18 protein-coding genes are annotated in these 22,314 nt (G+C 37.0%); 11 read left to right on the top strand and 7 right to left on the bottom strand.

Annotation, left to right across the window (positions count from 1 at the left end; all coding sequences use genetic code 11):
* Positions 1 to 135 precede the first annotated feature (135 nt).
* Together F938_RS08215 and F938_RS08210 are read left to right on the top strand one after the other, a co-directional pair.
* The gene (locus F938_RS08215) at positions 136 to 1,761 is read left to right on the top strand and encodes an inorganic phosphate transporter (RefSeq protein ID WP_005030866.1); all 1,626 of its coding nucleotides are present in this window, start codon (positions 136 to 138) and stop codon (positions 1,759 to 1,761) included.
* Between the two features lie 195 nt (positions 1,762 to 1,956).
* Complete coding sequence (locus tag F938_RS08210; protein WP_005030865.1) at positions 1,957 to 3,414, top strand: capsule assembly Wzi family protein; 1,458 nt, start codon at positions 1,957 to 1,959, stop codon at positions 3,412 to 3,414.
* A gap of 76 nt (positions 3,415 to 3,490) precedes the next feature.
* On the opposite strand, the gene F938_RS08205 is transcribed toward F938_RS08210, so the two are convergent.
* Positions 3,491 to 3,937 (bottom strand): GNAT family N-acetyltransferase, encoded by a 447-nt coding sequence (locus F938_RS08205; protein WP_005030864.1) that lies wholly within the window; start codon positions 3,935 to 3,937, stop codon positions 3,491 to 3,493.
* Positions 3,938 to 4,086: 149 nt separating this feature from the next.
* Between F938_RS08205 and cysD the strand changes: the two genes are divergently transcribed.
* The 3 genes from cysD to F938_RS08190 all read left to right on the top strand — a co-directional run bounded on the left by cysD (position 4,087) and on the right by F938_RS08190 (position 7,382).
* Positions 4,087 to 4,995 carry a sulfate adenylyltransferase subunit CysD gene (cysD, locus tag F938_RS08200; RefSeq protein WP_026040334.1) on the top strand — a complete coding sequence of 303 codons (909 nt, stop codon included), beginning with the start codon at positions 4,087 to 4,089 and terminating at the stop codon, positions 4,993 to 4,995.
* 128 nt (positions 4,996 to 5,123) lie between these two features.
* Complete coding sequence (gene cysN / locus F938_RS08195) at positions 5,124 to 6,737, top strand: sulfate adenylyltransferase subunit CysN (protein ID WP_004827995.1); 1,614 nt, start codon at positions 5,124 to 5,126, stop codon at positions 6,735 to 6,737.
* A gap of 462 nt (positions 6,738 to 7,199) precedes the next feature.
* Entirely contained in the window at positions 7,200 to 7,382 is a 183-nt protein-coding gene (locus F938_RS08190; RefSeq protein ID WP_005030863.1) for a hypothetical protein, read from the top strand.
* 108 nt (positions 7,383 to 7,490) lie between these two features.
* On the opposite strand, the gene F938_RS08185 is transcribed toward F938_RS08190, so the two are convergent.
* Positions 7,491 to 8,039 (bottom strand): DUF2239 family protein, encoded by a 549-nt coding sequence (locus F938_RS08185; protein ID WP_005030862.1) that lies wholly within the window; start codon positions 8,037 to 8,039, stop codon positions 7,491 to 7,493.
* A 172-nt stretch (positions 8,040 to 8,211) separates the two neighbouring features.
* Positions 8,212 to 9,714, bottom strand: a complete 1,503-nt coding sequence (locus tag F938_RS08180) for an outer membrane protein transport protein (protein ID WP_004828000.1) — start codon at positions 9,712 to 9,714, stop codon at positions 8,212 to 8,214.
* A 273-nt stretch (positions 9,715 to 9,987) separates the two neighbouring features.
* On the opposite strand from F938_RS08180, the gene F938_RS08175 reads away from it, so the two are divergent.
* Positions 9,988 to 10,980 carry an NAD(P)H-quinone oxidoreductase gene (locus F938_RS08175; protein ID WP_004828002.1) on the top strand — a complete coding sequence of 331 codons (993 nt, stop codon included), beginning with the start codon at positions 9,988 to 9,990 and terminating at the stop codon, positions 10,978 to 10,980.
* A 122-nt stretch (positions 10,981 to 11,102) separates the two neighbouring features.
* On the opposite strand, the gene F938_RS08170 is transcribed toward F938_RS08175, so the two are convergent.
* Positions 11,103 to 12,113 carry a zinc-binding alcohol dehydrogenase family protein gene (locus tag F938_RS08170; RefSeq protein WP_005030861.1) on the bottom strand — a complete coding sequence of 337 codons (1,011 nt, stop codon included), beginning with the start codon at positions 12,111 to 12,113 and terminating at the stop codon, positions 11,103 to 11,105.
* A 961-nt stretch (positions 12,114 to 13,074) separates the two neighbouring features.
* Here F938_RS08170 and F938_RS08165 point away from each other — a divergent pair.
* The 5 genes from F938_RS08165 (at position 13,075) to F938_RS08150 (ending at position 17,315) form a co-directional block, all read left to right on the top strand.
* Entirely contained in the window at positions 13,075 to 13,575 is a 501-nt protein-coding gene (locus F938_RS08165; protein ID WP_004828006.1) for a hypothetical protein, read from the top strand.
* Positions 13,576 to 13,738: 163 nt separating this feature from the next.
* Entirely contained in the window at positions 13,739 to 13,903 is a 165-nt protein-coding gene (gene tatA / locus F938_RS23725) for a twin-arginine translocase TatA/TatE family subunit (protein WP_004828008.1), read from the top strand.
* Positions 13,904 to 13,923: 20 nt separating this feature from the next.
* Complete coding sequence (locus F938_RS08160; protein ID WP_005030860.1) at positions 13,924 to 14,298, top strand: twin-arginine translocase TatA/TatE family subunit; 375 nt, start codon at positions 13,924 to 13,926, stop codon at positions 14,296 to 14,298.
* A gap of 15 nt (positions 14,299 to 14,313) precedes the next feature.
* The gene (gene tatC / locus F938_RS08155) at positions 14,314 to 15,066 is read left to right on the top strand and encodes a twin-arginine translocase subunit TatC (protein WP_005030859.1); all 753 of its coding nucleotides are present in this window, start codon (positions 14,314 to 14,316) and stop codon (positions 15,064 to 15,066) included.
* A 464-nt stretch (positions 15,067 to 15,530) separates the two neighbouring features.
* Positions 15,531 to 17,315: a cholesterol oxidase substrate-binding domain-containing protein gene (locus tag F938_RS08150; RefSeq protein WP_228129511.1), complete on the top strand. Its 1,785-nt coding sequence runs from the start codon at positions 15,531 to 15,533 to the stop codon at positions 17,313 to 17,315.
* Between the two features lie 206 nt (positions 17,316 to 17,521).
* Here F938_RS08150 and F938_RS08145 read toward each other — a convergent pair whose 3' ends face one another.
* The 3 genes from F938_RS08145 to F938_RS08135 all read right to left on the bottom strand — a co-directional run bounded on the left by F938_RS08145 (position 17,522) and on the right by F938_RS08135 (position 21,715).
* Positions 17,522 to 18,862 carry a CitMHS family transporter gene (locus F938_RS08145; protein ID WP_005030857.1) on the bottom strand — a complete coding sequence of 447 codons (1,341 nt, stop codon included), beginning with the start codon at positions 18,860 to 18,862 and terminating at the stop codon, positions 17,522 to 17,524.
* A 388-nt stretch (positions 18,863 to 19,250) separates the two neighbouring features.
* Positions 19,251 to 20,582, bottom strand: coding sequence for a polyamine export protein PaeA (locus F938_RS08140; RefSeq protein WP_004828019.1), 1,332 nt, complete (start codon positions 20,580 to 20,582; stop codon positions 19,251 to 19,253).
* Between the two features lie 143 nt (positions 20,583 to 20,725).
* Positions 20,726 to 21,715: a LysR family transcriptional regulator gene (locus F938_RS08135; RefSeq protein ID WP_004722769.1), complete on the bottom strand. Its 990-nt coding sequence runs from the start codon at positions 21,713 to 21,715 to the stop codon at positions 20,726 to 20,728.
* Positions 21,716 to 22,314: the final 599 nt, after the last annotated feature.

Here is a 22,314-nt window from a genome sequence, read left to right as displayed (position 1 = left end):
AGATTGAGTCGCAAGTATTGCGAAATACTGAAGTGAAAAAAGTAAAAAATTCACTTCATTGGGGAGCTATTTGTCATATAATTGTCACAATTTAATTGAACAATAAGCGCATTCTAATATTCGCTTACCTTCTGCATGAATTCGAATTTACCTCCCGTCTCAGATTCTGCATCATCGTCTCAAGCTGCTAAATCGACGAATGTGCATGTACCTACACCGAAGTTTTTTATGCCGGTGTTTCTGACGATTATTATTGCAACCTTGATTTATATCGGGGTGCAAGTTAGTGCAGATTTAGCACATGTTCCACCTTTAAGTCTTTATTCAGTCATTCTTTTAGCGACTGCTTTATTCATTGCTTTAGGCTTTGAGTTTGTAAATGGTTTTCACGATACTGCCAATGCTGTGGCTACCGTGATTTATACCAACGCCTTACCTGCACCAGTTGCAGTGATGTGGGCAGGTTTCTGTAATTTTCTTGGGGTCATGGTTGCAAGTGGTGCTGTTGCATACGGGATTATTGCATTACTTCCTGTTGAATTAATCATGAATGTGGGGAGTGGTGCTGGCTTTGCAATGGTTTTTGCAATGCTGATTGCTGCAATTCTCTGGAATCTAGGAACTTGGTTTTTAGGGATTCCTGCATCGAGTTCCCATACTTTGATTGGTTCAATTTTAGGTGTGGGAATCATGAACTACATTTTGCACGCATCCAGTGGTGCAAGCGGTGTAGACATGGATCAGGTCATTAAAGTCGGCAAAGCATTGTTGTTTTCTCCTTTAATTGGTTTTGCTTTTGCAGCAGTGGTCTTCCTGATTGTTAAAAAGCTGTTTAAAAAGCAACTTGAATTGTTCCAACCACCAGAAGGCAATAAACCGCCACCACCTTTGATCCGTGCGATTCTTATTTTTACCTGTACAGGGGTAAGTTTTGCGCATGGTTCAAATGATGGTCAAAAAGGTATGGGACTGATCATGTTGATTTTGATTGGTATTGTGCCTTTGGCTTATTCTTTAAACCGTGGTTTGGATCAACAACATTTGCAGTCATTTTCACAATTGTCTAGTCAAACCGCGACAGCAATTTATGCAGAACACGCTGATATTCCAGATGAGCAAGCACGTGCAACGATCACGAAGTTTATTCAAACCAAAGAGTTAAACCCTGCGGTTGTTCCTGCTCTAGCAAGTTTGACCGATCATTTGGGTGAGCGTGTAGGTCAGTTTGGAAATCTTCAGGATATTCCAGAAGCTGAAGTATCATCTTTACGTAATGATATGTACTTAAGTACAACGGCATTTAAACGTTTAGATAAAGCCGATCAACTTCCAAAAATGGATGAAGCTCAAGCTAAAGTTGTAAAAGATTACCGTAAGAATCTCGATTCATTCTTACAATATATTCCAAACTGGGTAAAAGTTGCTGTTGCCTTGGCTTTAGGTCTAGGTACGATGGTGGGTTGGAAGCGTATTGTGGTGACTGTGGGTGAACGTATCGGTAAGCATCATATGACATATGGTCAGGGCATGTCTGCTGAACTGGTAGCAATGTCAACGATTGCTGCTGCTGATGGTTTTGGTTTGCCTGTATCAACAACCCATGTCCTGAATAGTGCGGTTGCCGGAACGATGGTTGCCAACAAATCTGGCTTAAATTTTGCGACTGTCAAAACCATTCTTTCTGCTTGGATCTTTACTTTACCTGCAACCATTTGTTTATCAGGTGGATTGTTCTGGTTATTGTTAAAAGTATTTAATTAAAAGCAGTCGTATTGATTTTTCTGAAAAAGAATGTTGGCTGTCATGGCATTTAAAATATTTAAAAGTGTACTTCGGTACACTTTTTTTTCGAATGATGTATGCGTTTTTGCAATGCGAATAACACAATTTCACCATTGAAAAAAACTTTTAAAATAACTATGGTGTGGCAGTAAATCACACTTGAGAAAAATGAGCATGTATTTAAGAAAAGCACTGTATGCTGCTGTGTTATTTGGAATGTCTTTACCTGTTTTGGCTCAGGGAATTGTATTAAATAATCAAGATATCCGTACAGATTTAAACTGGTTAAATCAACAAGGTGTGATTCAAATCAGCACTTCAACTTGGCCAATGAGTGGTGATGAAATTCAACGTGCATTATCTCAAGCGAAGATTTCGAACAACACACAACAAAAAGTTATTGATTCAATTCAAAATGCATTAAAAGCTGATAATCAAACAGCAAAACTGGGTTTATTTGCAGAAACAGATCAGAAAAATATTCCGCAAGCTTTTGGCGATCGTGAAAAAGCACAATATGTTGGGTCACTTGAGTTTAATGGTGGTGGTGAAAACTGGGATGCCAAGCTGCGTGTGAATGGCGAAAAAGATCCTCAGATTGACAATCGCCGTGATGTCAATGTTGAAGGCTCATACATTGCTGGAAAATTGTGGAATCAATGGGTGATTGCAGGTCAAATTCCAACTTATTGGGGACCTGGGCATGATGGAAGCCTGATTCGTGGTGATGCCAGCCGTCCAGTCTACGGTTTTACCGCGCAACGCGCTGAACAAAAAGCTTTTGAATCTAAATGGTTGTCTTGGATTGGACCTTGGCAATATCAAGCTTTTGCTGGACAGTTAGAAGATTATAAAGCCGTGCCTGATGCTAAACTTTTAGGTTTCCGTTTGACAGCTCAGCCTTTACCTTATTTAGAATTAGGGGCTTCGCGTATTTTGCAATGGGGCGGTGATGGACGTCCTGAAAGTTGGAGTTCACTTTGGAATGCAATCAAAGGGAATGATAACTTTGAAAACGGTGATGATGATAAATCCAATCAAATCGCGGGCTTTGATGCTCGTTTAAATCTTCAATCCTTATTAAATGTTCCAGTCAGTTTTTATGGGCAATATGTGGGTGAAGATGAAGCAGGATTATTGCCTTCTAAGAAAATGTATTTAGCAGGTGCGGACTACTCTACAAGCTTTAAAAATATGCCTGTTCAGTTTTATGCTGAATGGGCAGATACAACAACAAATGGTGATGTTAAAGCAATTTCTTATAATCATTATATTTATACAGATGGTTATTATCAGCAAGGTTTCCCACTTGGACATGCGATGGGTGGTGATGGAGAAATGATTTCCGTAGGTGGTAATATTCGCTTTGATGTGATGAACCGTTTATCTGGACGTGTGATCTATGCCAAAGTAAATCAATCTGCTGATTATTTTGGTGCTAAGCAAATTAATTTAGCCTTTCCTGAACAGGATAAGATCAAAGCTCTAGATTTAACATGGACGCATTATATTAAACCTACCATACCTTTAAAAATCAATGGTTGGGTCAGCGATTCGGATGTACACGGCAACGATGCTGGTGCTTCTGTAGGAATTGAAATTCCTTTAGACAAATCGATATTGGGGCATTAATTTATCTTGATTTGAACTGTATACCATTGGTTCTTGAGGTATACAGTTCAATAAGTTGAATAAACCCATAATCTGATCAAGCTAATGCTTTTTTATATTGAATAAACCCTGTTTTAGTTGCAATACGATCATATAAATATTGAGCAGTAATATTAGATGCTTGAGTTAGCCAATAGATGCGATCAAATTTTCCAGTACAGACCTGATAACAATGCTCAATTAATTGTTGGGCTAAACCTTGATTTCTAAATTGTTCTTTGATGAAAAGATCCTGTAAATAACAATAGGGTAAATTCGTCCACATACTTGGATGAGAAATCAAATGTACAAAGCCAACCACCTGACCATTTACTTTGATGGCAAAGCCAAACATATCCGTTTGATCAGGATTTGTGATTCGCTTCCAAGATAATCTTATTTGTTCGTCGTTCATCTGTGCATTATAAAATCTTAAATAGCCTTGCCAAAGGGGGAGCCATTGCTCAAAGTGAACTTCTTCTAAGGCAATAATTTGTGTAGACATCGCGATCTCATATTTTTTTGCTTATGATGTTTTTATATATGAATATAAAAAAACAAGCAAAAGGGTTAGCGTGTAAATCACTATAATGAATATAAATTTTAATATGTGTAATAAGTACACGTTTTTGTGAGCTGGTGCTGTCAATGCCTATATCTGAGGAAAGACTTACTCATCTTAAACAGCTTGAAGCTGAGAGTATTCATATTATCCGTGAAGTTGCTGCTGAGTTTGAAAATCCAGTGATGCTTTACTCAATTGGTAAAGACTCAGCTGTCATGCTGCATCTTGCTTTAAAAGCATTCTATCCTGCAAAACTTCCTTTCCCACTGTTGCATGTCGATACAGGTTGGAAGTTTAAGGACATGATCAAATTCCGTGACAACATGGCAAAAGAACACGGTTTTGACCTGATTGTGCATCAAAACAAAGAAGGTAAAGATGCTGGCGTAAATCCATTTGATTATGGTAGTTCAAAATATACCGATATTATGAAAACCCAAGGTTTAAAGCAGGCTTTGGATAAATATCAGTTTGATGCGGCATTTGGTGGCGCGCGTCGTGATGAAGAAAAATCACGTGCAAAAGAACGTGTTTATTCTTTCCGTGATTCGAAACATCGTTGGGACCCTAAAAACCAACGTCCAGAACTTTGGAATCTTTATAACGGTAAAGTCAATAAAGGTGAAAGTATCCGTGTTTTCCCATTGTCAAACTGGACAGAGTTAGACATTTGGCAATATATCTATCAAGAAAGTATTCCTTTGGTGCCACTATATTTGGCTGCTGAACGTCCAGTGGTTGAACGTAGTGGTACGCTGATCATGGTGGATGATGAGCGTATGCGCTTAAAAGAAGGTGAAGTTCCACAAATGAAATCGGTACGTTTCCGTACTTTAGGCTGTTATCCATTAACAGGTGCAGTTGAATCAACTGCAACAACATTGCCCGAAATTATTCAAGAAATGCTTCTAGCGACGAGCTCAGAGCGTCAAGGTCGTATGATTGATCATGATGAGGCTGGTTCGATGGAGAAGAAAAAGCAAGAAGGCTATTTCTAAGTATTTTTATATGAATCTCCCCCTAACCCCTCTTTATAAAAGAGGGGGAACTCCAGCAAGAAAATGGAGGATTTGGGAGGATTTAAAAATATAGCAACCGATTTCAAAATATTGTGGAGCTTTGAGCAATGTCTCATCAATCAGAATTGATTAGCCAAGATATCTTGGCATATTTAAAACAGCATGAAAATAAAGACTTACTGCGCTTTTTAACATGCGGTAATGTAGATGATGGTAAATCAACGTTAATTGGTCGTTTGCTTTACGACTCAAAATTGATTTACGAAGATCAATTACAAGCCGTGACACGCGACTCTAAAAAAGTAGGCACTACAGGTGATGCACCAGACTTGGCATTGCTTGTTGACGGTCTACAAGCGGAACGTGAGCAGGGGATTACCATTGATGTGGCTTACCGTTATTTCTCAACGGAAAAACGTAAGTTCATCATTGCCGATACACCTGGGCATGAGCAATACACGCGTAACATGGCAACAGGTGCATCGACTGCTGACCTTGCGATCATTTTGATCGATGCTCGCTATGGTGTACAAACGCAAACTCGCCGTCATACTTTTATTGCAAGCCTTTTAGGGATTCGCAATATTGTGGTTGCGATTAACAAAATGGACTTGGTTGAGTTTTCTGAAGCACGTTTCAATGAAATTCAAGTTGAGTACAACAATTTCGTTAATCAATTGGGTGATCGTAAACCTGCCAATATCATCTTCTCGCCAATTTCAGCGTTGAACGGTGATAATGTTGTGAACAAATCACCGAATACGCCGTGGTATCAAGGTCAAACTTTGATGGAAACGTTGGAAACGGTTGAAATTAGCCATGACGTTAGCAAACATGAATTTCGTTTCCCTGTGCAATACGTCAATCGCCCCAATCTCGACTTCCGTGGTTTCTGCGGTACGATTGCATTAGGAGAAGTGAAGGTTGGCGATGAAATTGTAGCTTTACCTTCAGGCAAGAAATCAACAGTGAAAGAAATTGTCACTTTTGATGGTAATTTAACACATGCAATTGCTGGTCAAGCAGTGACTTTGACCTTGAATGATGAAATCGATATTTCTCGTGGTAATGTTTTGGTCAAAGCAGGCGAGCAACCGCTCATTTCACGTTCTGCTCGTGCGACGGTCGTATGGATGACTGACCAGCCTTTAGTTTTAGGCAAACTTTATAATGTGAAGTTCGGTACACAAACGATTCCTGCGAAAGTTGCAAAAATTAACTATCGTACCAATGTGAATACCTTGGAAAAAATTCAAGTTGAACAGCTTGATTTAAATGCGATTGCTGATGTAACGATTGAGTTTGATGCGCCTGTTGTATTTGATCGTTATCATGACAGTCGTTATACAGGTTCATTCATTTTTATTGATCGTTTAAGCAACGTCACTGTCGGTGCTGGTATGGTCGAAGCGGCAGTTGAGTGGACTGCACATAATGAGCCTGTGACTGCTGAAACACGTGCTGCACGTTTAGGTCAAAAACCAGCGGTTGTTGCAGTATCTGCACAAGCACTTGAAAATGCACAAGCACTCGAAAGCTTGTTGATTCAGCAAGGTGTTGTTGCGATTGCAAAAGCAGGGCTATCAAGTGATCAAGTCAGTTTACTTCGTCAAACTGGTGTCGTGGTGGTGACTGATGTTGAACAGGGTGCTGATGTAGCATTTGCTCAAGAAGCAGTTGAAGAATTGGCTGAGAAAATTGTGGAATTGGTACGCCTTTAATTCTTTCAATATATTTAAATAGACCTGCCTTATGGCGGGTTTATTTTTGAAAGAAATGATAGAAGGTACGCTTAATACACAAAACAATCTTTATCTAGAATAGCTGTTCTTATACCAATCAATATTATTCACTTAATATCAATGAATGAGTTTTTGCTTTTTCATCAGCCAATTTTATCTTATGTCGTTATCACGGTTGGCGGCATGGATGTCGCCATCGCTCAAGGCTGATATGGATATCCCCTTTGACTTGAGCAAAAACAGAGCATTGATTCGATTAATTTAGAAATTGTATTTACTGTATAAGTTTTTAATAGATTGGTTATACTGATCATGTCATTGAACAAATAATATGATCATCATATAAGCACCTCTATGAAATCGAATAAAAACAGAGTAATTACAGTAAAAATTAAAAAATTTAGTTTTAATTTAGCTCAAGCTCTAAGTGGATAGAATGTAATGAAAGTATTTTTCCTTGTCATGATCGTTTCTGTATTAACAGCTTGTGCGTCAAATCAATCTAAAATATATGAACCGACCAAAGAGTGTCGTCATTATCATGCAATGATGACAGCACCGATGGATCCAATGGCGATGCAACGCTTAAAACAGGCATGTGATGATTCAGAAAAGCAGAGATAACAATGCGTTATATATGACGGTAATACAATACTTTGAAAAAAATAGCTCATAAAAAATGCTCTCGTCCAATGGAGCTAGAGCATTTCAGTCTGTTTAAGGATGTTTTCCTTAAAATGCATAATTTGATTTAGCCAATAAATATGTCTTGATATCTTCAGGGCAATTTTCAATTAAAGCAATAAAGCTTTCTTGATTGTCTCGATACAAAGCTCGAGCGGCTTCTTCATAATTGGGGATATTGCTCGACATAGCAGACATAAAGCGATCTATGGCTTGTTTTACCATCATTTTATTACTTTCAGAATGCGGATTATTGAGTTCTTGATCAATCAATTTTCGAATAACTGCTGATGCACTCGAGTTTTGCTGATCTAACCAATTCCAATGTTTTTCTTGCAAGGTGATTTCACGAGAGATGACTCCCAACTTTGGTCGTCCCACTTTCTTGATCACTTCAGGCTCGCCATAACGTTGCTGGATATCAAGTTCAGAACCCATGATATTGACATCAATCTGCTGACCTGTCTGATCATTAAAAATCAGAACTGGTGTAGAGATATTGCCTTGTTGTTTGATCATCAGTGCGACATTAAGCAGTTGATCACTGATTAATTGCCGATGACCGATAAAGGCTGTGTAGGTTAGTTCAGTATTCATTTTAAAGCCTATTGGTATTTTATCTGGGTAAAAATAATTTTCGATTGAATATTATCAGGGTAAAATACCAATAGCAATCAAAAAATAACCAATGGTTTGATAAGTCCTAAATTTAGACCATAAAAAAGCATGTAAAACTTGAAGAATTACATGCTTGTTAAAATGAAATAGCTTAGAAGCGATAACCCATTTTTAAACCATAAGCGATCGCATTGTTGTCTTTAAATTCAGCCACATGTGCATCAGTACCGACTTGTGAAGAGGTTTGTGCTTTAGCATCGCCGAGCCAGAAGTATTTTACGCCGCCCGCAATGAAGGTGGCTGGTGTTGGACTGTATTGAAGTCCTAAGCCAACATTCCAATAACCTTCAGTGGGTCCTAAAGTGGTGACTGGGTTACCTGCTCCAGAGTCCCAACCCACTGAAACATTCCCAGCCCAATGATCATTGACTTTACGACCGACACCCACTGTTGCCGAGATTTGATCATCATAATAATCTGCTAAATTAAATCCATTTGGCTTTCCGACCAAAGGACCTACTGCTTCAGAAACTGCACCAAACTTAACTGGGCGAATAACAAAATCTTTCCAGTTTACCCAACGTAGATTTGCAAAAGCCACCGTATTTGCCATGATTCCTGTTTGGAAGTCTAAGTTGACTGATTGAGGGGTGGTAATACGCGTTTTTCCACTGGCATTTTGGATCTTATCAATTGCAGCTTGTCCTCCTGGAAGTAAAGCCAGCGCACCTAATGCTGAAATATTTTCTTGCACATTCGTATCATGATCAATTTCAGAGCGATAAGTGACAGATGCTTTTAATGCAATTTCAGGAATTTGGAAAGCGACACCTGCTAACCAACCTACACCGCTGGTTTCTTTAATCTTGTTGTCATAGCCATTAAATACACTATAAGCTTGACCACGAAGACTGACTGAACCTTTTACAGTTTGGTAAACACCACCCCCATAAATATTGAAGTTTTTATTGGGTTGAAAACCAAAAACCATCGATAAGTTTTGAGAGTCTACTTCTACTTTGGTATTGCCTTTACCTAGACTGGCATTGGCTGCTGCAATACCTTGATCCACTTTATTGGTAATGCCATTTTGTACTACGGCATCAACCCCTGCTTTGATTGTTGAGTTAGTATTGTATTCATTAATCATTTCAAGCAATTTAGCTTGCCCAGCAGGAGTGGAAAGATCCTCCCCCTGACCTTGTAAAACAAGACCAACACGTTGTTGTACAGACATGTTATTAAATGTGGAGTTAATTGTACTGGTCCGTAATGCACTTAAACGTGCCTGTGGTAATACTGTATCATTTGGAGATGAAACAAAGACATTTTGACCACTGTATGCTGCATCTGCTCCAAAAGGTTGGTCATATAACAAACCGAATGAAACATTGTCTGTGACTTGTAACTTGATTGCTGCTGATGGAAAATAATAGTCATCTCCCATGTCTGAAATATGTCGACGACTTTCCGATGTGTCCGCTTCACGTCCTTCTACAGTGGGATCTAAAACAGAGATACCTGCTTCAAAATAATTACCTGGCTGTAAAAATGCTGACATAGACTGTCCTGATCTATCTAGAGCTGCTGCGTACAGTGCAGAGCTTGGAAGATAAATAGACATCATTGCGATGAGTACTTTATTGATTCGCATATTTATCGTCTCCTTGACAATATACTTTGAAATTATTTTTATGGCGCTTTATTGATTAATGCTTAATCATATTCATTATGATTAGTTTGAACATATCAAAATTAGAGTTTGAATCAAGTACTAAATGATAAATTTTTGATAAAAAGTATTTTTATTTTCTCTAATAAGTTTCAATGATGATCTTTGTAGACCTTGGTGGAGAAATATTTGCAGATTTGATGGTTTATGTTCAAATATCGAGAGCATTAAATTCACGAACTAGGAAAGAAAAATATGTCTACAAAGTCTATGCAACAGATCATTATTACAGCGCCGGGCGGTGTAGAGAAACTCGCATATGAAGATGTGGCAGTTCCGCAACCTAAAGCAGATGAAGTCTTGGTAAAGGTTTATGCTTTTGGGATTAATCGCCCAGATATTTTACAAAGACAAGGCTTATATCCAATGCCCAAAGGGGTTACACCAGTGCCAGGACTAGAAGTTGCTGGTGAGGTCGTTGCGATAGGTGAAGATGTAAGCTTATTTAAACTTGGAGATAAGGTCTGCGGACTGACCAATGGTGGTGGCTATGCAGAGTATTGTGTTGTACCAGAATCTCAAACCATTACGATTCCTGATACGGTGAGCTTTGTTCAAGCTGCGGCAATACCTGAGACCTTCTTTACCGTATGGGCGAATGTGTTTCAAATGGCACATGCCAAAGCAGGTGAAACACTTTTGGTACACGGTGGGGCAAGTGGTATTGGTACGACTGCCTTAATGTTAGCGCAATCTTTAGGTTTGAAAAGCTTTGCGACCGTTGGTTCTGATGAAAAAGTCGAAGCGATTGGGCATTTAACGGATGCGATCAACTATAAAACCGAAGATTTTGAAAAAGTGATTCTCGAAAAGACTGAAAATGCAGGAGTTGATATTATTCTTGATATGGTCGGAGCTCCTTATCTGGAGCAAAATTTAAACTTGCTCCGAAAAGATGGACGTTTGGTCTATATCGCTTTTCTCGGTGGTGCTAAAGCTAAAGAGGTCAAATTGGGACAAATCATGATGAAACGCCTCACCATTACAGGATCGACGATGCGCGCACGCAATACAGCTGAAAAAGCTGAAATTGCGCAAGGCTTAATGACACATGTTGCTCCACTTTGGGAGAAAGGTGAATGTTTACCGATGATTTATAAAACATTTCAATTTGATCAAATTCAAGCTGCTCATGCATCAATGGATACGGGTGAGCATATTGGTAAAGTTGTCGTAGAAGTCATTTAAAACTTTATGATGAGTATCATCATTTTAGTCTCTTTGATGATTTAAAAGTAGTTGATTAATATCGCTTAAATCCTTGCATATAGATTTAAGCGATCAATAAAAATCAGCGTGATTCAGAAAAATTAAAAACCTTCCAAAACGATTTTACCAATGCTTTGTCCCGACTCAATCATCTTGTGTGCTTGAGTTACATGCTCTACTTTGATTGTGCCCAAGTTTTGTCCCAACGTCGTTTTAATCCTATGGTCATCAATTAATTTGGAAATTTTATTGAGAATGTCACCTTGTCGTGTCATATCTTTGGTCTGAAATGTAGAACGAGTGAACATTGACTCCCAATGAATAGACACAGATTTGATTTTAAAAGGATTAATAACAAAGTTCTCAGGGTCATCAATCAAACCAAAATGCCCCTGTGGTGCAATTAAATTGGCAATTGCCTGTGTATAACGTCCAGTGCCATTGATTGAAAATACATAATGCGGTGAACCAATATTGAGGTCTAAAATTTGCTGTTCCAAGGGTTGACTGTGATCTACGATAAAATCCGCGCCAATTTCTTTTAGCCAAGCTTTGGTTTCTGGTCGAGATGCAGTGGCGATTACAGTAAATTCAGTTAATACTTTGAGCAGTTGAACGGTAATTGATCCGACACCGCCTGCTGCGCCAATCACTAAAATGATAGGCTTTTCTTGTTTGGTATCTTGAATTTTTAAACGATCAAATAACATTTCATAAGCGGTTAAAGACGTTAAAGGTAGAGCGGCAGCCTCGGCATTACTAATGGATTGAGGTTTTAAACCTACGATGCGTTCATCTACCAATTGATATTCTGCATAAGAACCTTGTCTTTGGTTAGAGCCTGCATAAAAGACTTCATCACCAACTTTAAAGTTTTGAACTTTGTCACCAATGGCTTTAACAATCCCGACTGCGTCATGCCCCAAAATTTTCCATGTTTCATTGTCCGGTGAGGTGCGTTGGCGCATTTTGATATCGACAGGATTAATTGAAATCGCTTTGATTTCAATTAATAGGTCGTGACCAGTTGCGACTGGGGTATCAATTTCAATTTCGGAAAAAACATGGGTTTCAGTAATTGCTAAAGGTTTTTTATAGGCAACAGCTTTCATGAGGTTCACTATTTTTTATTGCGTTATCAAATCAATAGCAAAAAAAAAGCGTAGATGAAAGCATAAATTTGTGAGTAGATGATTATCCTTTAAATTTAAATGAGTATCTTTAACCTGAGTTCGATAAAAATCCTTGATGAAAGATGATATAGCCAAACTGCCTGATTATTCATATAAGTGATTTAGATGATTCATTTATTTTGTACTTTTTGAATCATTGATGGTCTTGCGATCGTGAGGCGACATGGATGTCGCCATGTTGAGCGGGGGTATGAGGATGTACCCCTCGCTCAACGAAAGATTTTTGTCACTTTTCATCTCTGAAAAGTGAGGCATCGCCTACGCAAAACAATTTAAACTTTAGAAGTAAAGCGTGGCAGTGCAAGCTTTAGATCATCAAACAATCTATTGATCGCTTTCATTTTATTGATCAAGAGAAATGAAACGCTATTGATGGTTGCGCTTGCGGAGCTCCGCTCCTCATCCTTAAATTGGATGAAAATCCAGCAAATATCTGCATAGATTTATTATTTTTCAATGAGTTGAATATTTAATTGCATCGAACTCACGTTATTTTTAATAAAAAATTCGACCACAAAAAATCAAAACTAGATTGAAGAAAGTTCATGAACTGTAAAAGTAGGGTATAAAGCGAAGATATGATTAAAATTTTACCACCGCTTTGTCATTACTTTTAATGTAATGGATATAAACAAGAATGCTTGAGAGAATTGCGAAAAGTACACAGATGGTGGCTAAGCAAAACAATAGTAGAAGAGGTGTCTGGTTAAATATATGTTTATACAATGAAAAAATTGCAAATAGAGGCAGTTTAAGAATGATTGTGAGATGAATATTTTGAAGCCAATCTTCTATGGATCTGAAATTAAGATTATCTCTGATTTAATTTCAAAATTATGCGAAAATAGCGATTCTATTTATTTTTTGTTTTAGGACTCCCATGACAGATTCTTCTGCATCATTAAGTGATATTGAAATTTTAGACATTCTTCAGTCGATGAAATCGGATGAATTGAATGTTGATGCAAAAAAAATCATTCGTGAGGGTGGAAAAGCAGGGCGACAAGAAGCACATAAACAGGCATTGGTTGCATTAAACCAGAGCTTTGAAGATAAATTTGTTGAAGCGGTTACATTGGCTCTAAATCTGAATGAAGCGCAAGCGAAGAAAATCCGTTACAAAAAAGACCGTGTTCGTATTTTAAAAGCCAAAGGCATTGATTATTTAGCGATTGATGGTGCTGAAACAGCGCAAGTATTGTCACAAGTCGCGCAGGCAATTGTTCGTGAAGATGCAATTGTGACACATGATTTGCACAATATTTTCCCATTCTGGAAAGAAGGTTGGCCAATGGTACAATTCGACAGTGCTTATAAAATTTTAGAAGATGATATTTCAATCCACTATCAAGCATTACTCGATGTCTTAATTCATCCTTGAATTATAAAAAGCGCTAATCAGCACAAGCAAAGGTTTTGTTGCTGATTAGAAAATATAAAAATAAAGAAAATCTTAACAATTGTTTAACAATTTATATTCGTCAATAATAATAATTGTTTTATACTGCTTATTTTAACAAAACTACATTTGAGAGATAAAAATAATGATGGGAATGTCAATTGGACATATTGCTTTATTTATAATCATTATCCTTGTTATTTTTGGTACTGCCAAATTAAAGAATCTTGGAAAAGATGTTGGTGGTGCAGTCAAAGATTTTAGAAAAGCAATCAAAGAAGATGACCAAGACTCTACACATTTGAAATAAATTGAGCGTGGTGGAGAATTATGTTCGATGTTGGTTTTAGTGAGCTAATTTTACTTATCATTGTTGCAATGATTGTTTTAGGACCAAATAAAGCATCTGAAGCAATAAATTATATTATTCAAGCAAGAAGAAAATTAAGTCATTTTAAAAGTGAATTTCATCAATCTATTCAAAAGCAATTAGATTTGAATGATTTAAAAAGTGAATTAACACATGAAATGGGTAATATAAAAAAATTAGAGGAAAAATTATATGAATATTTAAACTATATGGAAAATAAAGATAAGGAAGAAAATATAAAATATTATCCAATCGATCATTTTCAATTTAAAGCACCTTTTAATACAGTATTTGTCCTAGAGCATCTGATGTTGTGGAACTGTTTTAAGATTTAAAAAAGAGGAGAAGTTTTGAATAACGTTCTTACAGAAAAGCCAATCGTAAAAGAAAAGGGGTTTTTACTCTATTTTATTGAAATAAGAAAAATTGTCATTCAACTGTCTATTCTTTTTTTAATGATTTTTTTAAGCTTAGCGCCATTTTCAGCGAAAATTTATAGTTTTCTAGCTTTACCTCTACAGTTAAAGTTGCCACCTTCCGCACATATGATTGCCACCGATGTAACATCTACATTCTTATCACCCTTTAAGCTTGTTTTTTTTATTACGCTGATTTTATTAATGCCTTTTATTTTTTATAAGGTTTATTCATTTTTAAATACTGCACTTCATAAAAAGGAACGATGGGTGTTGTCTCTGTTTTTTATGTCTAGCGTCATTTTATTTTATTTAGGAATATTGATTGGGTATTACTTTATTTTACCTAAGGTGTTAAGTTTTTTTATGGGTATTGCTCCAGATGTTGTTCTTCCCATGACGGATATAAATCAGTATCTAATGTTTTCGATAAAGCTTTTTGTCGTTTTGGGTATTGTTTTTCAATTACCGCTCATTACTGTACTTGCTGTATATTTTAATTTAATTGATTTAAACGTGTTAAAACAAAAAAGATCATTTATCTTTGTTTTTTGTTTCTTTATTGCCATGTTTATCACGCCGCCAGATATGCTTTCGATGGCAATTGCTGGTTGCTTTATGTATTTTTTATTTGAGCTTGGTTTATTGATTTCTTTTATTTTATTTCGTAACACAGAAACTGAATAAATCAGAAAATATCGTATTGTTATATAATTTTTTTGCGAATGAAAAATAATCGTGATAGATTAAGGTTTTCTTAATAATTTAAGATAACCATTTAACAATAAACTCAATAAATGAGGGAAATCATATGATTTTAATTCAAGCAAAACAGTACCAAGTCCATTTGATATATGCGCAGTGGGGATTGAATTCATAACATTATGTTGAGCAAGTAAATTTTATGAACACAATTAAGCCCCTTTTTAGTTTTGAAAGGCGGAGGGTACTTCAAAAATTAAATATAGATTTCATTTGTTCTTGTACATTCTTCAACGTGATTAAAAACGTTGTTTGTAATTTATTTAATATTTATAAATATCATATATTTATGATTTAAATTGCGCCTAGTGCGAACTTTTGATTTGGTCTGTAAATCTTCATATTTACAGCTGATTGATAAAAATAAACCTTGAAAAAGAGTGATGATGATGAATAAGAAAGTTGATTTCGATCCAGCAAAACGTGATTTTTTAAAAACAATGGGAAGCCTTGCTGCATTTGGTGCCGTGACTACATGGATGCCTGTTCAAAGCGCTGAGGCTTGGATTTTTGGGCACCATGATCGATTAAATAATTTCCCCTCCTATATTCGCCTTCATAAGCAACGCTATGAAAATTGGTCGGGTGAATCAAAATATGAAAATGCATGGACTGCTGTACCCAAAAATCAACAAGAGATTTTAGCGGTGATCAATTGGGCTGCTGAAAATGGATATAAAGTCCGGGCAAAAGGTATGTCGCATAATTGGTCACCTTTAATGCTAGATGACCATGATCAAGTCATGAAAGTGATTCTGATCGATATGCCGACTCATATCAATAGAATGTCTATTGAGTTTGATGGGGTGGTCACTGCTGAAGCAGGAATTCAAATGGAGGCTCTCTTAAAGTTCATGGAGGACAATGGACGTGGCTTTGTTTCAATACCAGCACCAGGTGATTTAACATTGGGTGGTGTTTTGGCAATTAATGGTCATGGTACGGGTGTGCCTGCCAAGGGAGAAACTTTAGTTGCAGGACAAACATTTGGTTCGATCAGTAATTTGGTCGTCTCAATGACAGTCGCTGTCTTTGATGCACAGCAGCAGAAATATGTCGCAAAAACTTTTTATCGGAACAATCCAGACATTCGGGCTTTCTTGGTGAATCTTGGTCGTGCATTTGTGTTATCTGTACAATTGCAAACAGGAGCAAACCAATATTTACGCTGTGAAAGTATTACCGATATTCACCAATTAGAGTTATTTTCACCCAATAAAGATGCTGGGCGTACTTTCTCTAAATTTCTTGACCAGTCCGGTCGAGTTGAAGCGATATGGTTTCCGTTTACCGATTATCCTTGGCTGAAAGTTTGGTCAGTGACTCCACGTAGACCACTTACATCTCGTATTGCATTCCATCCTTTTAATTTTTGGTTTTCAGATAATTTACCTAAACCGCTTACAGATTTGATTCAAAAAATTGTCATTCAGAAGAGTCATTATTTAACTCCTGCATTTGGGCAAATGCAGTTAAAAATTGCGACATTGGGGCTCCAAGGAACAATTTTTTCAGGTATTACGACGATCCTTACGCATGGTTTAGCTGCAACCCAAACATCTGATCTATGGGGACCCTCTAAAAACACTTTACTCTATGTAAAACCAACAACTTTAAGGGTTACTGCAAATGGTTATGCTGTACTGACTAGTCGAGAGAATGTGCAACGTGTGATTGCTGATTTCTGTTCAGAATATCAAATCCGTTTAAAACAATATCAAAGAATAAATCGTTACCCGGTGAATGGACCTGTTGAGATTCGTGTTACTGGATTGGATCATCCTGATGATTCAATACTTGCCAATGCACAAACTGCCGCTCTATCTGCGATAAAGCCATGTCCTGATCATCCAGAATGGGACTGTGCGGTTTGGTTTAATATATTAACTTTACCGGGTACGCCTTTTGCAGCAAGGTTCTATGCTGAAATCGAATCATGGATGACTCAGCATTATCAAGGAGATTGTTTAGTTCGTCCTGAATGGTCAAAAGGTTGGGCTTATACCTATGACAAGGCATGGGAGAATGTAAATTACTTAGAAAATGAATTACCTAAAGTACATGCCTATGGTCAAAGTAATGATTCAACGATTCAATCCGCAGGGCAGGTATTAAAACGATATGATCCAAAAGGATTATTTGTATCTCCTTTTCTTGAAAAAATTTTTAAATAGATTGAAATGATTTATCTTTTTTTAGTCTAAAAACATACAATTTTTCATGAATTTTAGGCGATTTTGTTTGATTCAAGTACTTCTATTTATGTAAATAGCGCCAGAAGTCAGGAATATTTTTAAGCTGGGTATGTGTTTATACCACTAAATGCACAAAAGCCGATATTAATATCAGCTTTTGTGCATTTTTAATTCATGTATGACGTTTAATGTATGGTTGAATATAACGGGAATACGCCAAGTAACATTGCTGCAACGAGCATGACTAAACAGGTGAGAATCGCCCATTTAATGGTGAACTTTTGATGTTGCCCAAATTCAATCCCAGCCAATCCACATAATAAATAAGTGGATGGAACCAGTGGTGAGAGTAAATGTACAGGCTGCCCCACAATTGAAGCACGTGCCATTTCTACTGGTGTAATTCCATAGTGACTTGCAGCTTCTGAAAGAATCGGCAGTACACCATAGTAGAACGCATCATTCGACATGAAGAAAGTCAATGGCATACTAATCACAGCGGTAATGGGTGCTAAAAATGGACCCATACTCTGTGGAATAATCGCCACCAATTCTTTAGACATGGCATCGACCATGCCTGTTCCTGTTAAGATCCCCGTAAAGATCCCTGCTGCGAAAATGATCCCGACAACGTTTAGCGCACTCCCTGCATGATGAGCGACTAAAGACTTTTGCATATCTATATCTTTGTAGTTCACAACCAGTGCAATACAAAGTGCGATCATAAATAGAATGGGTAAAGGTAAAACACCTTTCACTAAACAGATCATTAATACAACGGTTAATAAACCATTGAACCATCTTAAATGTGCACGGTTTGCTTCAGGATTAGTTGAAATCTGAATGTCATCACCATGACTGACATCAAGTTCGATGATCCCTAAACGCTTACGTTCCATACGCCCATACATAAAACCAACGAAGTATAACCATAGAATGGCAATTAACATCGGTAAGACCATCGGGACAAAGATATCACTTGCTTCTACATGTAATGCACTGGCAGCACGAGCAGTTGGACCACCCCAAGGAGTTAGGTTCATAATTCCGCTGGCAAGCATCATTAAACATGCCATGATCAGTGGGCTCATACCCAATCGTTTATAAAGTGGTAACATTGCGGCTACACAGATCATGTAGGTGGTTGAGCCATCACCGTCTAAAGAAACAATTAAGGTTAAAGTAATTGTCCCAATGACGACTTTTAACGGGTCGCCTTTAACCAGTCTTAAAATGAATTTGACTGAAGGATCAAACAGACCTGTATCGATCATGATGGCAAAGTAGAGAATGGCGAATAATAGCATCACGCCAGTAGGGGCAAGCTTTTTAACACCCTCTAACATCATTTCGCCAAGTTCTTTGATTTCAATATGCCCTAGACTGTCCACGTAGAAGCCAAGACCGTAAGCGATGAGTGCGAATAGAATTGGGATAAGTGTGAGCGCAGCAAGTGCAGTCATTCGTCTAGACATAATTAAATACATAAAGCATAAAATCATGCCTAAACCTAATACGGTTAGCATAGTTCAATCCTTGAATGAGACTTTTATTGCAGAAGTCTTTTAGTTTTTTAAGCAGAAGAATGCTAATAGTTATTTGATTAAATTTAAATATATTTGTAGAAATATTAAATGAGTGACTATTTTTTTAATAAATAGAGTATTTAAAACAGATATTTAAAAACGTCATTCATTTTTGCACCAAAATGGTTATAAAGTTTAATTCATTGATTTATATATTTTTATTTTAATATTGTTTTTGAATAGGGGATTCATGGTAATTTTCATATTTCAAAATATTATGAATAAATGTGATAGGAATAACATAAAAGAGCAAAGCTTTTGTGATAAAGGGAATCTTTTATTGGTAAAAGCTCAGTAAGGAAACTGAGCTTTTGTAGTAAATAAATGGCTATGAAGAAGGGTTTTCTTCAGATGTTGGTAGTTCTGGTCTTTCAAGTAAGCGGGTCACCAAAAGCTGATCAATTTTAAAATGATCGACATCGACTACTTCAAATTTATAGCCGCCAAAAATAACAGTATCTGCAGGTTTAGGAATTTTTCTTAATTGGTACATCATAAAACCTGCCAAAGTTTCATAGTTTTCTTCATCTGGCATTTCATCAATTTCTAGCGCATGCTTCATGTCTTCAATGGGCGTACTTCCATCAATCAGCCACGAATTATTATCCCGTTTGATAATTTGTTGCTCTTCGTCCATTGGGGTTACCCAATCACCCATTACCGTGATCATGATATCCGATAGGGTAATCACGCCGACGACCAATGCATATTCATTAAACACGACAGCAAACTTTTCTTTACTTGATCGGAAACGGTCAAGCAATTCAGAAAGAGTCAGCGTGTCTGGAATACTCAACACAGTACGAATGGTCGATTCGTTTAATTGATTGATTTTTTGATTGTTGAGAATGCGAACTAAAATATCTTTAGCATCCACATAGCCAATCACTTGATCAATCGTTTCATTACAAACTAAAAATTTTGAATAGGGATATTCCGCTAACTTTTGACGAATGCTTTCCTCTGGCTCTTTTAATGTAAAAAACACCACATTTTCACGTGGTGTCATACTTGAGGGAACATTACGCTCTTCAAGCTCAAACACGTTCTCAATAAAATGGTGTTCTTGTTTTTGTAGCACGCCTGCTTGAGCACCAGCATCCATCACTGCTGAAATATCATCGAAAGTGATGTTGTCTTCGCGGGTGGTATTCACTTTGAACAGGCGGAACAATAGGTTTGCAACGGCATTGATAAACCAAGCCAAAGGTTTACAGATGACGATAAAAACTTGAATTGGATTAATGACTGCAACTGCAATTTTTTCAGGTGCAATCATTGCCATACGTTTTGGCATTAAGTCTGCAAAAAGAATAAATAGCGAGGTTACTAAAGTAAAGGACAGTGCAAAGCTGATGGTTTCAGCCCACGGACCTACATAAAAGCGAGAAACAAATTCAAAGAAATAAGGGCGGAATGCGCCTTCACCTAAAATACCACCTAGAATCGCGACTGCATTTAACCCGATTTGGGAGGCAGCAAAGAAATCGGCAGAGTTTTGCTGTAAGTCTAAGACTTTTTGTGCTCGCTCATCGCCAGATTCGGCAAGAATTTTGAGTTTAACTTTACGCGCACCGGCAAGTGCGATTTCAGTTAAAGATAAAAAACCAGCTCCTGCAATGAGTACTGCGATAATTAGGATATTCTGGAAGAGGCTCACGAATCCACCTGTGGATCATCATTATTATGAGAAGTTATGAATACATAATAAATTAACACATAAAAAGGGGCGGTAGTGAAGAAATCCACTACCGATTTGGAATGAGTATAAGCTTGAAATGATAAGAATTTAAGAAATTTATCTTAATATTGCGAAAAATGTGAATTATTTTGCATGAACTCACGGTTTTCTTCTTCAATCATTTGGCGTGCAACATAAAGAATCAGTTGACGTAACCAACGATGAGCAGGGTGATGATGTAGTAAAGGACACCATGCCATTTTTAACTCAAACTCAGGAATATAAAATGGAGGATCTTTGATTAATAAGTTCTGGCTTTTCGCTTGTAAGCGAGCAATACGCGTCGGCAAAGTGGCAATCAAATCTACATTCGATGCCAATAATGCTGGCATTTGATAATGGCGGGTAAACACAGAAATTTTACGTTTTTGACCAATACGTTCTAAGGCTTGATCAATCCAACCTAATCCAGCTTGCTTTTCAGGGTTTACTCCAAATCCTACACCCATTCCCGTTTTTGAAACCCAAATATGCTGTGCATCTAAATAGCTTTTAAGATTTAAGTTGCTTGAAGCAGGATGTTTGTTATTAAGTAGGCAAGAAAAGCTGTCACGCCACACTAAAACTTGGTGGAAGCTTTGTGGAATTTCATTGAAGCGATTAATCGCTAAATCAACTTTACCTTGTTCCATATCTCGGTAAGACACGTCACTTGGCGTAAGAAAGTCAAGAACCACATTCGGGGCTTCTGAGCGTAGTGCTTTAACTAAACGAGGAACTAAAGTTGCCTCCGCATAGTCTGAAGTCATAATGCGAAAGACACGGTTACTGGTATATGGTCGAAACTCAGTACGTGGTTCTAAAATCATCGATAAGTCAGAGAGGGCATCACGGATACGTGGTTGTAATTCTAGTGCACGTTCTGTTGGTGTCATACCTTCTGATGAGCGAATCAAAAGAGGATCATTAAATAAATTACGCAGACGACGTAAAATATTACTCATTGCTGGTTGCGTTACACCCAACTGTTCAGCTGCACGAGTCACATTTTTTTCACGTAAAAGAACGTCAAGGTAAATTAAGAGGTTAAGATCGACCCGCTCCAGATTCATAAAAAAAATACCGAAAATAAAATTTAGAAATCACATTGGATTATGCCATAAGGAAATGCTTTTGTGTAAAAAGTAGATGAAAAAACAACAACAGACCCTACTTATTATGAGATTTCTAAAGGTAGTTTTGTGCGTAATTGTATTGGATAGGTTAAACACTTTCAAAAATACAAATCATCATGTTTGAGATTCTATATGAAAGTGTACTTTGCAATGAGCTTTGCGCCTTCCAAACAGCAAATATGGTACTCATTTAAAGCATAAGAAGTTCAGTGTTTGTATATTTTTACATCAAAAAAAACAACTTCAAGTATATTTTTAACAAGTTCAGACTTAAGTCTAATAAATATAAATTGAGCAATCTGGTGCATAATTAATCAAAGTTCTTTGATTGAGATGATTTAAAATTAAAGAAAAAATAAAGGCTTAAAAAATTCTTACATAATTATAATACGACTTTGATCTATATATTTTTTAAATAAATACTGAAAATTAACTCAAAATATTGGATTAATTTAGGCACTCAATCTAAGCTAACTTCATAACAACGAAGTGTTCTAAATCTGAACAATCAAATACCGAGTGGATTTGGCTCTTCG

Source organism: Acinetobacter bereziniae LMG 1003 = CIP 70.12 (assembly GCF_000368925.1).
In the GTDB taxonomy this organism is placed as follows: domain Bacteria; phylum Pseudomonadota; class Gammaproteobacteria; order Pseudomonadales; family Moraxellaceae; genus Acinetobacter; species Acinetobacter bereziniae.
The sequence above is the reverse complement of the archived record's forward strand: the minus strand, read 5'-3'. Positions and strand labels throughout refer to the sequence as shown.

Bases quoted from the DNA above. Each gene is read 5' to 3' on its own strand.
- F938_RS08215 (WP_005030866.1), top strand. From the start codon at position 136: ATGAATTCGAATTTACCTCCCGTCTCAGATTCTGCATCATCGTCTCAA.
- F938_RS08210 (WP_005030865.1), top strand. From the start codon at position 1,957: ATGTATTTAAGAAAAGCACTGTATGCTGCTGTGTTATTTGGAATGTCT.
- F938_RS08205 (WP_005030864.1), bottom strand. From the start codon at position 3,937: ATGTCTACACAAATTATTGCCTTAGAAGAAGTTCACTTTGAGCAATGG.
- cysN (WP_004827995.1), top strand. From the start codon at position 5,124: ATGTCTCATCAATCAGAATTGATTAGCCAAGATATCTTGGCATATTTA.
- F938_RS08190 (WP_005030863.1), top strand. From the start codon at position 7,200: ATGAAAGTATTTTTCCTTGTCATGATCGTTTCTGTATTAACAGCTTGT.
- F938_RS08185 (WP_005030862.1), bottom strand. From the start codon at position 8,039: ATGAATACTGAACTAACCTACACAGCCTTTATCGGTCATCGGCAATTA.
- F938_RS08180 (WP_004828000.1), bottom strand. From the start codon at position 9,714: ATGCGAATCAATAAAGTACTCATCGCAATGATGTCTATTTATCTTCCA.
- F938_RS08175 (WP_004828002.1), top strand. From the start codon at position 9,988: ATGTCTACAAAGTCTATGCAACAGATCATTATTACAGCGCCGGGCGGT.
- F938_RS08170 (WP_005030861.1), bottom strand. From the start codon at position 12,113: ATGAAAGCTGTTGCCTATAAAAAACCTTTAGCAATTACTGAAACCCAT.
- F938_RS08165 (WP_004828006.1), top strand. From the start codon at position 13,075: ATGACAGATTCTTCTGCATCATTAAGTGATATTGAAATTTTAGACATT.
- tatA (WP_004828008.1), top strand. From the start codon at position 13,739: ATGATGGGAATGTCAATTGGACATATTGCTTTATTTATAATCATTATC.
- F938_RS08160 (WP_005030860.1), top strand. From the start codon at position 13,924: ATGTTCGATGTTGGTTTTAGTGAGCTAATTTTACTTATCATTGTTGCA.
- F938_RS08150 (WP_228129511.1), top strand. From the start codon at position 15,531: ATGAATAAGAAAGTTGATTTCGATCCAGCAAAACGTGATTTTTTAAAA.
- F938_RS08145 (WP_005030857.1), bottom strand. From the start codon at position 18,862: ATGCTAACCGTATTAGGTTTAGGCATGATTTTATGCTTTATGTATTTA.
- F938_RS08135 (WP_004722769.1), bottom strand. From the start codon at position 21,715: ATGAATCTGGAGCGGGTCGATCTTAACCTCTTAATTTACCTTGACGTT.